The following is a 13,795-nucleotide window of genomic DNA, read 5'->3' on the forward strand; positions in this document are numbered from 1 at the left end:
GGAAGGGCCGCGCGCGCGGCCCTTTTTTTCGCGGAGCTGCAGGGGTAATCTGCCTCCCAAGCAAACGGTCGGCGATGCCGGACCGGGGAACGACCGGAAGGGAGACGAGAGGATGGGCAAGCTCGCACTCGCGGCCAAGATCACGCATGTGCCGTCGATGTATCTCAGCGAGCTGGATGGTCCGGCCAAGGGCAAGCGACAGTCGGCGATCGACGGTCATATCGAGATCGGCCGGCGCTGCCGCGAGGCCGGCGTCGACACCATCGTCGTGTTCGACACCCATTGGCTGGTCAATGCCGGCTACCACATCAATTGCGCGCCGCATTTCGAAGGGCTCTACACCTCGAACGAGCTGCCGCACTTCATCGCCAACATGACCTATGAATACAACGGCAACCCGGAGCTGGGCCACATCCTCGCCGAGGGCGCCAACGCCCATGGTGTTGCCACCATGGCCCACGATGCGACGTCGCTGGCGCTGGAATACGGCACCTTGGTGCCGATGCGCTACATGAACCCCGACCGCCACTTCAAGGTCGTCTCCGTCTCGGCGCTGTGCACCTCGCATTATCTCGCCGACAGCGCCAAGCTCGGCTGGGCGTTCCGCCGCGCGGTCGAGGATCATTACGACGGCACGGTCGCCTTCTTCGCCTCGGGCTCGCTGAGCCACCGCTTCGCCCAGAACGGCACCGCCGACGAGTATCGCGACCGGATGTTCAGCCCGTTCCTGGAGCGGCTCGACCACGAGGTGATCCAGATGTGGGAGCACGGCGAGTGGCCGGATTTCTGCGACATGCTGCCGGAATATGCCAGCAAGGGCCATGGCGAGGGCTTCATGCACGATACGGCCATGCTGCTGGGCGCGCTCGGCTGGAACCACTACGACCGCGGCGTCGAGGTGGTGACGCCGTTCTTCCCGTCATCAGGGACGGGCCAGATCAACGCGGTGTTTCCGGTCTCACCGATGCCGCAGGCGCTGGACGACGTCGGCCGGCCGCGCGCCGCCGCGCTCGCGGGCGGTCGGCTGTAGCGCCGCTCACCAGACCTCCGGATGCCGGTGCATCTCGATGATGTCCTCCGGATAGACCTGATCGGCGGTCGCCGTGAGCCCGGCTGGTCGCCGCCATCTGCTCGGTGTTGAACCGCGGCGTCGGCGGCGCGACCAATGCGGGATGGACCGGAGGCCGGTGACCGCTCAATGCTGACGAGAATTCTGTTGCTGACCGCGATGCTCATCGTGCCGGGCATGGCGGCGGCGCAAGTGCCGCATCGCGAGGCCTGCAACGTCGAGGCCGACATCATCGACCGCGATCCGAACGGCGCCAATGTCCGCGCGGAGCCAGGCGGCGGCATCGTCAATGCCTTGAAGAACCCGACCAGCGACGGCTGGATCGTCGTGCATCTCACCGCGCAGCAGGGTGACTGGTTCGAGATCGACCGGGCCGTGCTGAACGACGTCGAGCAAGGCAAGGAGACCGTGATCTTTCAGGGCAGGGGCTTCCTGCATCGGAGCATCGTCGGCGCCGGCGGCCTGCAGAACGGCGCGGCCATCTACCGCGATCACGCCACATCGAGCGCGAAGCTCGACCCGCATGCGAGCGGTGACCAGGCGGTCGAGCTGCTCGGCTGCTTCGGCGACTTCGCCAGGATCCGCGTCAAGAAAGGCGTCGGCTGGACGCGGCAGCTCTGCACCAACATGGTGACGACCTGCTCGTGAGCGGCTGCGCCCTCTGATGCGATCCTTCAGGCCGCGTGGCGTTGATGCGACAGCCGCTCGCGCTCGCACCGGCACTCGGCCGCGAACTGGCGCAGCCGCTCGATCGTCAGCGTGTCGGTGATGCTGCGCGCGAGTCGCTCGGCGCGTTCGATCTGGTCTTCGAGGTCCATCAGCTTGGTCATGTCCCGTCTCCCTGGCCAGACAATTTGAAGCAAATTGCATCGTTCCGGCCGGATGAGGATCGTGGTGAATGACGGGTTAATTCCGTGATCGGGCGCACCTTGGCGAGATCGTGAAGTCGAGGAGACGATGCGAGGCGGGGACCGGCAGGACAGCGTCGTCGACGCAGCGCAAGCGTCGCATTCAGCCTCGATCGCGGCGCCTCTGTTGTGATCGGGCGGGCCGTTCGCTAGCATGGACGCCTCACCGCGCCCAGGGAAGCGTTCCATGCCTCGCCGGAAAGTCGATTCCGACGAAACCATCGTCGTCGCTCCAGAGCTGCGCTCGCCCAAGGCCGCACAGCTCCTGACGAGGATGCTCTCCCTGGATCGCGAACTTGGCGCGAGGCAAGTGCTGGACGTCGATCAGTTGCTCGACCTGGCGCAAAGCCGCGTCGGCTCGGTGCCGCTGGGGACGCGCGGCGAACTGCATCTCGAAGGGATCAGGTGCCTGGCAGGCTCGATCGCACGCGATACCCACTATGACGATCTCGGCCGCTACATGGCGAGCCACTACATCTATGGCTGGCTCGAGCGGTACCTTCAGTTCGAGCAGGATGTGGCCGACTTCCCCGACATCGTCGACGTGCCCGTTGCAAAGCCTCTGTTTCTCGTCGGTTTCGGCCGGACCGGAAGCACGTTTCTGCATCATCTGCTGGCCCTCGATCCCCAGGCGCGGGCACCGCGGCTCTGGGAGTTGCAGGAGCCGTCGCCACCGCCTCGTCGGGAGACGTATGAGACGGATCCGCGGATCGACCGGCTTCGCGTGCACGCCGATTTTAGGTCGGCCGTGATGCCGGATCTGCACAAGATCCATGAGTTCGCCCCCGCGGCCCCCGAGGAGTGCCAGCTCATGATGTGGCACGGCCCGCAGCACATGATCCTCGGGCTGAGGTCACCGGACTATTGGCAATGGTTCCGAGGGGTGAGTCCGTCAGAGTTGGACATGCTGTACGCCGGCTACAGACGTCAGGTTCAGCACCTGCAGCTGTTTCATCGCGGCGGGCACTGGGTCAGCAAGTCGCTGGCTCATGCGCAGTTCTTTCCGGTGCTGTTCAAGAGCTTTCCCGACGCACGGATCGTTCGGCTGCATCGGGATCCCTGCCAGATCATTCCGGCCCTCGCCAGCCTGATCGCGCAGATGCAGATCGCCTATACGCCGCGCCTCGATGCCCACGACCTCGGCCAGCGCATGCTCGAGCTGTTCGAGCAGTCGATGGCCCGGATGATGCAGGCCGACGAGGAGGCGAGATCCGGCCAATTCATCGATGTCCTGTTCGAGGATTTGACTCGCGACCCGATCGCGACCGTTCGCACCATCTATGCGAAGTTCGGCTACGATTTCACGGGCGAGTTCGAGACCCTCATGCGACGGCACTTGCAGGCGGAGTCCATCAGCCGCCGTTTCAAGCATGTCTACTCGCTCGAGCAATTCGGATTGTCGCGGGCGCAGGTGCTGGCCCGGTCGGAAGAGTATCTCGCATGGGTGGAACGGCGCACGGGCGCGAGGCTCTGCCGGCCCGGTCGGTCCTGATCCAATCAGAACAGGAAACGCTAGCGGATCGGCGCTTGCCGGCAATAGTCGCGCCAGAACGTCCGATATCCCTGTTCCACATGCTGCGTGTAGAGCGCGCCGTTTCCGGCCGCTGAATGCGAGATCATGGCCGGCAGCTCAGCGCGGAGCGCGGCAAGCTCGGCAGGCCGCGAGCAGAATTTCAGCGCGATCGCGAGATAGCCGTCGTCGTTTTCGGCGACCCACGCATCCAGGCCCACTGCCTTGGCGATCGCGCCGCCCGCGCGGGCGGCAGGGCCGCTGCCGAGCTTGGTGACCACAGGCACGCCCATCTGCAGCGATTCCCAGGTCGAGATGCCGCCATTCTGCGGGAACGGATCGAGCGAGATGTCGATCTCGGCGAACATCGCAAGATGCTCCTGGCGCGTCGTCTTTCCTGCACAACGGACGCGGTCCGCGGTAATGCCGTGAGCGACGAAGCGTGCAACCAATCGGTCGCGCAGCAGGGGATCGCCCATCGAGTGGTTTTTGACGACGATGATCGAGCCGGGCGTTGCCGCCATCAGCTGCGACCAGAGTCTGAGAGCAGGTTCGGACATCTTTTCGATGCGATTGAACACGCCGAAGGTGACGTGGCCGTTACGAAGCATCGGCAGCGGCGATGGCGGAATGGGAGGCGGGGGTTCGATCGTGATCAGCGACGGCAGGTCGTAGATCTTTTCGGCGAACAGATGCCGGACCGCGGGTGGAATCGTCACCGGATCGGCCAGCAGATAATCCATGACGGGCAGGCCCGTCCCGGTGACGCTGCCGACGGCCGAGACCTGGACCGGGGCGGGCTTGCGCGCAAACATCGTGAGCCGGTGGCCGGCGGAATGCCCCGAGAGGTCGACGAGGATGTCGACCTTGTCGGCCTGGATCTGATCGGCGAGCTTGTCGTCGCCCCACAGCGAGGCGTCGACAAAGCGATCGACCAGCGAGCGGCACAGGTCGGTCTTGGCATCCTTCATCGGCGAACAGGAATAGGCGAGGATTTCGAACTTGTTGCGATCGTGATGGCGCAGGATGGGCAGGAAGGCAAAGGCCGCTGAATGGTCGCGGAAATCGGACGAGACGTAGCCGACGACAAGCCGCCGGTCGGGGTCGATGTTTCGCACGCCGAGCGAGCGGCGCTCCAATCGCGAGCCGATCGCATCCCACCAATATCTCCGCGCTTCCTGAAGACGTTCCACCCCGGTGTCGGGCAGGAAATCCAGCGCGAAGATCTTCTTGGTGATCGCGTCCTCATGGTTCGGTCGGATCGCGAGCGCGCGGTCGTAATGTTCGATCGCCGTGGCGGTGTCGCCCTGCGCCGCAGCGCAGACGCCGAGCAGGGTCCAGGCGATCTCCGAGTCCGGGTTCTGTGCCAGCACCTTGTTGATAACGGAGATCGCGAGCGCGATATTGCCATGGACGAGAGTCACCGCGGCCTTGCCGCAAAGTGCTTCTTCCAGCAGCGGCTCGAGCGCGAGCGCGGCGTCGAAATCGGCTTCCGCCTGGTCGAACTTGCCCATCTCCTGATACGCCCGGCCGCGCTGGGCGAGCACGGCGGCAGCCTTCGGATTGATCGCCAGCGCCGCATCCAGCGCGGCCAGCGCGGAATCGAACTCCCGCAGGTTCATGCTGGCCACGCCCTTGCCGAACAGGGCCGTCAGCAACCGCGGCTGCAGCGCCAGCGCGCGATCGAAGTTCTGACCGGCCTCGTCGTTGCGGCTCGTGAACAGCAGCGCCATGCCGCGATTGGCGTAGGCCTCGGCATAGTCGGGCTTCAGGGCAATGGCGCGGTCATGCGCTGAGATCGCCTCCTCGAAACGGAAGAGGCTCATCAGCGCGTTGCCCAGATGCGTGAGCGCGGTCGGGAAGTTCGGCCTGAGCGCGATGGCGCGCTCGAAGCGGGCGCGAGCGTCCTCGTGGCGGCCGAGCCGGGACAGCGACAGGCCGAGATCAGACTGGGCGTCGGCCGAGCGCGGATCGATCTCGGTCGCGCGTGTCAGCACGCGCACCGACTGGTCGAAGCGGCCGCAGTCCCGCTCGGACACGCCGAGCAGATGCAGGGCGCCGAAATGGTGCGGCAGGTCCTGCAGGATCTGCTGGCACAGGGCCTGAGCCTCCGGATGCCGGCCCTCGCGGTAGGCCTTGACCGCCGCCGGCAGCAGCACGTCCGCCTGTTTCTTGGCCCGCTTTTGCAGCCTTGCGTTCTGGAAGGCGCGGGAGCCGACGCTGCTTTGCAAGTGCTTTCCTCCACGGAACCGGTCCATTGCTCGCAATGGTTGTTCCGTTCTCGCCGATTCGCAATGAGCAGACGTTAACGCGCGGGACCGCGTGCCGAAGGGGCGGACGCCGCAGCGTGTCCCGCATGGGCATGCAATCTCGGGCGTAGGGCAAAACCGAGCCGGATGCTTCTCAGATCACAAGGACGAGGCGGTGGAGCTTCAAGCCGTCGCGGCAATGATCAAGCTGGCTGGGGAACCTGGATTCGAACCAAGACAAACAGAGTCAGAGTCTGTTGTGCTACCGTTACACCATTCCCCAACGGAATGCCCTGCAGTTTCAAGCAATTGCCGGACTGTTTGGCACCGTTCTGCGCGCCGGCCGGCAAAGCTCGGGCGGCGGCGACGCGTCCTTCTACCCGTATGTATCAGGCTTTGGCAAGCCGCTGGATGACGGATTTCCAACGTGCTCTGCCGCCCGTCGCGCCACGGGCTGGCCGGGTCTAGCGCTCGGCTCTCGCGGCCCGCGGCTTTCGCGGCGTGCCGTCCGGGCCGCCGCGCACCAGCAGGACCAGACAGGCACCGAGCCGTTCCGCAATCTCGTCGTCGTCGATCGACAGCGGGCCGGGATCGTTGAGGATGGCGTTCACCAGGGTGCCGAGCACGACCTGGACGCCGAACGCGACCGTCTTTCGCGCGTCCGCTGTTCCCGACCGCGTGCGCGACGCCGCGCCGGCGCGCCCGCCCCCAGGCAGCAGCAGCGCCGCACGCTCCGACAGTGCCTGTGCCAGCTCCTTGAAGCCGCTCCAGTGGTTCGCGCCGCGCTCGCTGCGCACCAGCGCGGCGCGCAGCACGCCCTTGTGACGGCGCATCCACAGCACGGTGCCGCGCACCAGCAGGTGGCATTGCCGGTTCAGGTCGCCCGCGCGGGCGGGATCGGGCGGCTGGAGTCTCAAGAGCTGCTTCCGCCCGTCCGCCAGGGTGAGCGAGAGCAGGGCGTTGAAGTAGGCCTCCTTGCTGTCGAACCGGCTGTAGAAGGCGCCGACCGTTGCCCCGATATGCGCACAGAGGTCGCTGATCGACAGCTCCGCGAGGCCGCGCGTGTGCAGCAGCTCCGCGCCGGCCGTCAGCAGGGCAAGCGTCGTCTCGCGGCTGCGCTGCTGCCGCGACGGGGTGACGCCGGGCAGGTGGTCCGGCGCGATCCGCTGAGGCATGTCGCTGGCTCCCTCTAGAACAATAATCATAATTATGATTATGATCTGAGGCAAGCCTGGCCGTGCCGCCCCTGCCCGGGACGTCGCGGATCCCAGAGCCATCAGAACGATACAACTCGTGCGGGCTGCCAGGCGCGGCCGGGACGCGAGCAAGAGGGAGGACGAGGCATGAGCGAGCCCGCATTCGGTGGCACGATCGGCAGGACCATTGCAGGCTCCAGGCCGTGGTGGCCGGCGCCGCAGCAGCCGCCGAAGGGCGCGCCCAACATCCTGGTGGTGCTGTTCGACGATGTCGGCTTTTCCGATTTCGGCTGCTACGGCTCGCCCATCCGCACCCCCGCGATCGACGCGCTGGCCGCGCAGGGCCTGCGCTATTCGGGCTTCCACACCACCGCGATGTGTTCGACCACGCGGGCGGCGCTCCTCACCGGCCGCAACCATCATTCGGTCGGCGTCGGCTGCCTTGCCAATTTCGACTCGGGCTATCCCGGCTATCGCGGCAAGATCGCGCGCGAGGCAGGGACGCTGGCGGAGATGCTGCGCACCCATGCCTATCGCAACTACATGGTCGGCAAGTGGCACGTGACGCCCTTGACCGAGAGCGGCGCGACCGGGCCGTTCGACGGCTGGCCGCTGGGGCGCGGCTTCGACCGCTTCTACGGCTTCCTCGACGCCGAAACCGATCAATATGCGCCGGAGCTCGTGCTCGACAACACCCATGTCAGTCCGCCCGGCAGCTACGCCGACGGCTATCACCTGACTGCCGATCTGGTCGATCAGACCATTCGCTTCATCGCCGACCACACCGCCGACCGACCGGAATTGCCGTGGCTGACCTGGCTCGCCCTCGGTGCCTGCCACGCGCCGCACCAGGCGCCCCGCGAGATCATCGAGAGCTACGACCCGGCCTTTGCTCATGGCTGGGACGCCGAGCGCGCGCAGCGGCTGGCACGGCAGAAGGCGATGGGGCTGGTGCCGGAAAATACCGATCTGCCGCCGCGCAATGACGGCGTGAAGGCCTGGGACGCGCATTCCGACGACGAACGGCGCGTCTTCACCCGGCTGCAATCGGCCTTCGCCGGCATGCTCGATCATGCCGACCAGCATCTGGCGCGGCTGCTCGCCTTTCTCGACAAGACCGGCCAGCGCGACAACACGCTCGTGATCGTCATGTCCGACAATGGCGCCAGCCAGGAGGGCGGGCCGCTCGGCTTCGTCAACGCGATGGGACCATTCAACTTCAAGCCGGAGCCGGTCGCCGAGAAGCTCGAGCGGATCGACGACATCGGCGGGCCGGATACGCACTCGAACTTCCCGCATGGCTGGGCGATGGCGTCGAACACGCCGCTGCGCCGCTACAAGCAGAACACCCATGGCGGCGGCATCCGCGATCCCTTCATCGTCTCCTGGCCGCAGCGCATCGCGGCGCGCGGCGAAGTCCGCCACCAGTTCGTCCATGCCTGCGACCTCGTGCCGACCCTGCTCGACCTGATCGGCATCGATGCGCCGGCCACGATCGCGGGTGTGCCGCAGATGCCGCTCGAGGGCGTGAGCTTCGCCGCCTCCATCACCGATCCGTCCGCGCCGTCGAAGCCCGTGCCGCAATATTTCGAGATGTTCGGCCATCGCGGCCTCTGGCACGACGGTTGGAAGGCGGTGGCCTTTCACCCGTCGGGCACGCCGTTCGACAACGATAAATGGGAGCTGTTTCATCTCACGCAGGATTTCTCCGAGACGCATGATCTCGCCGCCGCCGAGCCGGAGCGGCTCGCGGCACTGGTGAAGCTGTGGTGGGAGCAGGCGGAGGCGCACCAGGTACTGCCGCTCGACGATCGCTTCGGCCCGCGCTTTGCCGACAACGCCGCGCGTTTCCACGGCGCGCGTACGCGCTTCACGTTCCACGCCGGCATGGGCCATGTGCCGACCGACGTCGCCCCCGACGTGCGCAGCCGCGACTATCTGATTGAGGCCCATGTCGAGATCGATGCAGAGGGCGCATCCGGCGTACTGATCGCCCATGGCGATGCCACGTCAGGCTACAGCCTCTACGTCAAGGACGGCCATCTCGTGCACGATCTCAACATCGGCGGCCGCCACGAGATCGTCAGCTCGGCCCGCCCGGTGCCGGCGGGATCGCATCGCCTGGGCGTGCGCGTCGAACGTCTCAGGCGGCAGACCGAGCCGGCCAAGGGCGCGCGCACCGGCCTGAGCCAGTACACGTTGCTGATCGACGGCCAGGAGGCCGGCGCGCTGACGACGCAGCTCGCCTTTCACACGCTGATCTCATGGTCGGGGCTCGACATCGGCCACGACCGCGGCAGCCCGGTGTCGGACTACGCGGCGCCGTTCGCATTCACCGGACGGCTGTCGCACGTGACCGTGACGATGCAGAATGAGCAGAGCCTGGATGGCGAAAGCGTCGGCAACGCCGAGATGGCGCGACAATAGTTGACGACCAGGGAAGCGGCGGATCGTTATTCCGCCGCTTCCTTCACGGCGCCTCCGGGAGCGGCCGCGTCGGGCTCGTGGTCGATATGCGTGCGCCCCCAGCGCGCGAAGGCGTTGTTGACCTTGTCGAGATAGAGATAGATCACCGGCGTGGTGAACAGCGTCAGCATCTGGCTGACGATCAGGCCGCCGACCATCGCATAGCCGAGCGGCTGGCGGATCTCCGAGCCGGTGCCGTTGCCGAGCATCAGGGGCACGCCGCCGAGCAGGGCTGCCATCGTCGTCATCATGATCGGACGGAAGCGCAGCAGGGCGGCTTGGCGGATCGACTGCTCGGGCGGCAAGTGCTGGTCGCGTTCGGCGGCGATGGCGAAGTCGACCATCATGATGCCGTTCTTCTTCACGATGCCGATCAGGAGAATGACGCCGATCAGCGCAATCAGGCTGAAATCGTAGCCGAACGCCATCAGGATCGCGAGCGCGCCGACGCCGGCCGAGGGCAGCGTCGAGAGAATCGTGATCGGGTGGATGTAGCTCTCGTAGAGGATGCCGAGGATCAGATAGACCACGACGAGGGCGGCGAGGATCAAGAGCGGCACGGTCGACAGCGACTGCTGGAACGCCTGCGCGGTGCCCTGGAAGCTCGAGTTCAAGGTTGCGGGCGCGCCGAGCTCGACCATCGCGCGCTGCACCGCATCGGTGGCCTGGCCGAGCGCGACGCCCTGGGCGAGGTTGAAGCTGATCGTGATCGACGGGAACTGACCCTGGTGGCTGATCGACAGCGGCCTCACCGGCACGTTGGTCCAACTGGCGAAGGTCGAGAGCGGCACCTGGTCGCCGGTGGTCGGCGATTTCACGTAGAGCTTGTTGAGCGTGTCGATATTGCCCTGCAGCTCAGGCAGGATCTCCAGGATCACGCGGTAGGAGTTGAGCTGGGTGAAGTACTGCGCGACCTGTCGCTGGCCGAAGGCGTCATACAGCGTGTCGTCGATCAACTGCGGCGAGATGCCGTAGCGCGAGGCGGTGTCGCGGTTGATCGTGAGCTGCACGGTGGTGCCGTCGGCCTGCTGGTCGGTGGCGACGTCGCGCAGCTGCGGCAGCGAGCGCATCTTCTCCAGGATCTTCGGCGCCCACTCGTTGAGCTCGGCGAGATTGGAGTCCTGCAGCGTGAACTCGAACTGGGTTCGGGACGGCCGGCCGCCGAGGCGGACGTCCTGCGCGGCCTGCATGTAGAGCCGGGCTCCCTCGACCTTCTCCAGCTGCGGCCTCAGGCGTGTGATGATCTGCTGCGCCGATGCATCACGCTCGTCACGCGGCTTCAAGGTGATGAACAGATTGCCGGTATTGCCGGCGCGGCCGGAGCCGCCGATCGCCATTGCGACGCTGGCCACGCCCGGATCATCCTGCACGATCTTGGCCAGCGCCTCCTGGCGCGACTGCATCGCCTTGAAGGAGATGTCCTGCGACGCCTCCGACGCGGCGGTGATCAGGCCGTTGTCCTGCTGCGGGAAGAAACCCTTGGGGATCAGCACGAACAGGTAGATCGACAGGCCGAGCGTGGCGAAGAACACCATCAGCGTGGTGAAGCGCCAGCGCAGCGCGATGTCCAATCCCTTCTCGTAGGCCCTGAGCAGCGCCTCGAAGCCGCGCTCGCTCCATTGGTAGAATTTGCCATGAGCCTGGTGGCCGCCGCGCAGGAAACGCGAGGCCATCATCGGCGTCAACGTCAGCGAGACGAACATCGAGACGAAGATCGTCATCGCCAGCACGACCGCGAATTCGCGGAACAGGCGCCCGATGATGCCGCCCATCAGCAAGAGCGGGATCAGCACGGCGACCAGCGAGATCGAGATCGAGACAATGGTGAAGCCGATCTCCTTGGCCCCCTTGTAGGCGGCAGCCATCGGGGACTCGCCTTCCTCGACATAGCGAGAGATGTTCTCGAGCATGACGATGGCGTCGTCGACGACGAAGCCGACCGCGATCGTCAGCGCCATCAGCGAGAGGTTGTCGAGTGAATAGCCGACCCCCCACATCATCGCGCAGGCGCCGAGCAGGGCGAGCGGCACGGTGATCGTCGGGATCACCGTGGCCCAGAAGCTGCGCAGGAAGATGAAGATGACCATGACCACCAGAAAGATGGTCAGGAGCAGCGTGAACTGGACGTCTTCGACCGCGGCACGGATGGTCGTCGTGCGATCCGACATCAGCTCGACCTTGATGGCCGGCGGGATCGCCGCAACCAGGCGCGGCAGCGTCGCCTTGATCTTGTCGACGGTTTCGATGACGTTGGCGCCAGGCTGCTTGAAGACCACCAGGAACACGCCGCGCTTGCCGTTGGCCCAGGCGGCCTGCTTGGCATCCTCCGGTCCGGTCACCGCCCGGCCAATGTCACGGATGCGCAACGGACCGCCATTGCGGTAGGCGATGATGACGTCGTTCCAGTCCTTCGACTCGGTGAGCTGGTCATTGGCGTAAATGGTGTAGGCCCGACGCTCGCCGTCGATGTTGCCCTTCGGGCTGTCCACCGTGGTGATCGCGATCTGGCTGCGCACGTCCTCCATCGAGAGGCCCTTGGCGACCAGCTTGGCCGGGTCGATCTGGATACGGATCGACGGCTTCTGCTGGCCGCCGATGATCACCTGGGCAACACCCGAGATCTGGCTGATCTGCTGCGCGAGCTGCGCATCGACGGAGTCGGAGACCGTCGTCAGCGGCAGCGTCTCGGACGTGGCGGACAAAATCAGGATCGGCGCGTCCGCCGGGTTGACCTTGCGGTAGGTCGGCGGCGACGGCAGGGTCTTGGGCAACTGGCCCGAGGCGGCGTTGATGGCGCCCTGGACGTCGTTGGCGGCGCCGTCGATGTTGCGATTCAGGTCGAACTGGATCGTGACCGATGCGGTGCCCAGGTAACTGGTCGACGTCATCTGGGCGATGCCGGGAATCTGTGCGAATTGCCGCTCCAGCGGCTGGGCGACCGAGGTCGCCATGGTCTCAGGGCTGGCGCCCGGCAGATTGGCGGTCACCTGGATGGTCGGGAAGTCGACCTGCGGCAGCGGTGCGACCGGCAGCAGCGGGTAGGCAACCAGGCCAATGAACAGGATACCTGCCATCAGCAGCGAGGTGCCGATGGGGTATTTGATGAAGGGTGCCGAGATGCCGCCGCCGTTCATTCCTGCCGGACCTTAGCTGGCGCCGGCTCCGAGCTGGCCACCGCGGTGGTCACGACCGAGCCTGGCTGCACTTTGAATTGACCGCCGGTAATCACCTGCTGGCCGGGCGTCAGCCCTTCTTCGACGACGGTCCGGCCATCGAGCGAAACGCCGACCTTCACCTTGCGCAGCTCGGCCTTGTTGTCCGGGCTCACCGTGTAGGAATACAGCCCGCTGGTCGAATGCTGGACCGCGTCGTCAGGAACCACCGTGGCGTCCTTCAGCGTCCGCACCAGGAGCCGCGTCGAGACCGACTGTCCGGGCCACAGCACGTGGTCCTTGTTGTCGAACACCGCTTTCAGCCGGATCGTTCCGCTGGACGTGTCGACCTGGTTGTTCACGACCATCAGCTTGCCCTCGGCGAGCTGCTTCCTGCCGTCGGTGGCGAACGCGATCACCTTCAACGGGGCGGTCTTCTGCGCCTCGTTGATGTAGGGCAACTGCTCTTCCGGCGCGGTGAAGATCACCGCGATCGGTTCGATCTGCGCGATCGAGACGATGCCGGTCTGGCTCGAGGCGTTGACGATGTTGCCGATGTCGACCTGGCGGAGGCCGGCGACCCCGGAGATCGGCGCCTTGACCTGGGTGTAGCTGAGCTGGGTCTGGGCATTGGCGATCGCGGCGTCGTCGGCGGCGATCTGCGCCGTGAGCTGTGCGACGGTGGCGCGCTGGGTGTCCTGCTGCTGCCGGGTCGCGAACTCGCCGAGCTTGGTGGTGCGCTGCAGGTCGAGATTGGCGTTGTTGAGATTGGCCTCGTCCTGCGCCCGCTTGGCCTTGGCCTGGTCGAGCGCGGCCTGGAACGGCCTCGGGTCGATCTCGACCAGCAGGTCGCCTTCCTTGACGAGTTGGCCTTCGGTGAAGGCGATCTTGTCGATCTGGCCGTCGACGCGGGTGCGGACCTGGACGGTGTTGAAGCCTTGCACGGTCCCCAGGCCGGTGAGGAAGACCGGAAAGTCCGTCTTCTCGACCGGCACGGTCGAGACCCGAACCGCCTGCGGTCGGGCCGATTTCTGCTCAGCGGTCTTCTTCGCTGCCTCGGCGCCCTGATGACGCTGCCAGCCATAATAGCCGGCGCCGCCGAGAGCCGCGACAAGCAGGATCCAACCGAGGGTTCGTGATGTCTTCATGCTGGCCCACATGCTGAGACGAACAGGATAACCGGTCTTTAAAACCATTCCCAGCATGCCAGATATAGTACGCACGCAATTAATGTGTAAACACACG

Annotated in this window: 9 protein-coding genes and 1 tRNA gene; 4 read left to right on the forward strand and 6 right to left on the reverse strand. The window is 65.8% G+C overall.

Annotated elements, in window-relative coordinates; genetic code table 11:
• Positions 1 to 112 precede the first annotated feature (112 nt).
• Together hpaD and ACQR2C_RS11860 are read left to right on the forward strand one after the other, a co-directional pair.
• Positions 113 to 1,030, forward strand: coding sequence for a 3,4-dihydroxyphenylacetate 2,3-dioxygenase (gene hpaD / locus ACQR2C_RS11855; RefSeq protein ID WP_434881186.1), 918 nt, complete (start codon positions 113 to 115; stop codon positions 1,028 to 1,030).
• 168 nt (positions 1,031 to 1,198) lie between these two features.
• Entirely contained in the window at positions 1,199 to 1,717 is a 519-nt protein-coding gene (locus ACQR2C_RS11860) for a hypothetical protein (protein WP_315803113.1), read from the forward strand.
• 26 nt (positions 1,718 to 1,743) lie between these two features.
• Here the strand turns inward: ACQR2C_RS11860 and ACQR2C_RS11865 are convergent, their stop codons facing one another.
• Positions 1,744 to 1,899, reverse strand: a complete 156-nt coding sequence (locus ACQR2C_RS11865; RefSeq protein WP_315803114.1) for a hypothetical protein — start codon at positions 1,897 to 1,899, stop codon at positions 1,744 to 1,746.
• A 232-nt stretch (positions 1,900 to 2,131) separates the two neighbouring features.
• On the opposite strand from ACQR2C_RS11865, the gene ACQR2C_RS11870 reads away from it, so the two are divergent.
• The gene (locus ACQR2C_RS11870; protein ID WP_316237842.1) at positions 2,132 to 3,469 is read left to right on the forward strand and encodes a sulfotransferase family protein; all 1,338 of its coding nucleotides are present in this window, start codon (positions 2,132 to 2,134) and stop codon (positions 3,467 to 3,469) included.
• Between the two features lie 20 nt (positions 3,470 to 3,489).
• Here the strand turns inward: ACQR2C_RS11870 and ACQR2C_RS11875 are convergent, their stop codons facing one another.
• From ACQR2C_RS11875 to ACQR2C_RS11885, 3 genes are all read right to left on the reverse strand, one after another.
• The gene (locus ACQR2C_RS11875) at positions 3,490 to 5,718 is read right to left on the reverse strand and encodes a tetratricopeptide repeat protein (protein WP_434881187.1); all 2,229 of its coding nucleotides are present in this window, start codon (positions 5,716 to 5,718) and stop codon (positions 3,490 to 3,492) included.
• A gap of 227 nt (positions 5,719 to 5,945) precedes the next feature.
• Positions 5,946 to 6,019: transfer RNA gene (locus tag ACQR2C_RS11880), tRNA-Gln, on the reverse strand.
• A gap of 181 nt (positions 6,020 to 6,200) precedes the next feature.
• Complete coding sequence (locus tag ACQR2C_RS11885; protein WP_434881188.1) at positions 6,201 to 6,911, reverse strand: TetR/AcrR family transcriptional regulator; 711 nt, start codon at positions 6,909 to 6,911, stop codon at positions 6,201 to 6,203.
• A gap of 168 nt (positions 6,912 to 7,079) precedes the next feature.
• Between ACQR2C_RS11885 and ACQR2C_RS11890 the strand changes: the two genes are divergently transcribed.
• On the forward strand, positions 7,080 to 9,359 hold the full coding sequence (locus ACQR2C_RS11890; RefSeq protein ID WP_434881189.1) for a sulfatase-like hydrolase/transferase: 2,280 nt from the start codon (positions 7,080 to 7,082) through the stop codon (positions 9,357 to 9,359).
• Between the two features lie 26 nt (positions 9,360 to 9,385).
• On the opposite strand, the gene ACQR2C_RS11895 is transcribed toward ACQR2C_RS11890, so the two are convergent.
• Together ACQR2C_RS11895 and ACQR2C_RS11900 are read right to left on the reverse strand one after the other, a co-directional pair.
• Positions 9,386 to 12,532: a multidrug efflux RND transporter permease subunit gene (locus tag ACQR2C_RS11895; protein WP_434881190.1), complete on the reverse strand. Its 3,147-nt coding sequence runs from the start codon at positions 12,530 to 12,532 to the stop codon at positions 9,386 to 9,388.
• On the reverse strand, positions 12,529 to 13,710 hold the full coding sequence (locus ACQR2C_RS11900; RefSeq protein ID WP_434881191.1) for an efflux RND transporter periplasmic adaptor subunit: 1,182 nt from the start codon (positions 13,708 to 13,710) through the stop codon (positions 12,529 to 12,531). The genes ACQR2C_RS11895 and ACQR2C_RS11900 overlap by 4 nt, the downstream gene beginning before the upstream one ends.
• Positions 13,711 to 13,795: the final 85 nt, after the last annotated feature.

The organism is Bradyrhizobium sp. HKCCYLRH3061, assembly GCF_051168015.1.
Classification (GTDB): domain Bacteria; phylum Pseudomonadota; class Alphaproteobacteria; order Rhizobiales; family Xanthobacteraceae; genus Bradyrhizobium.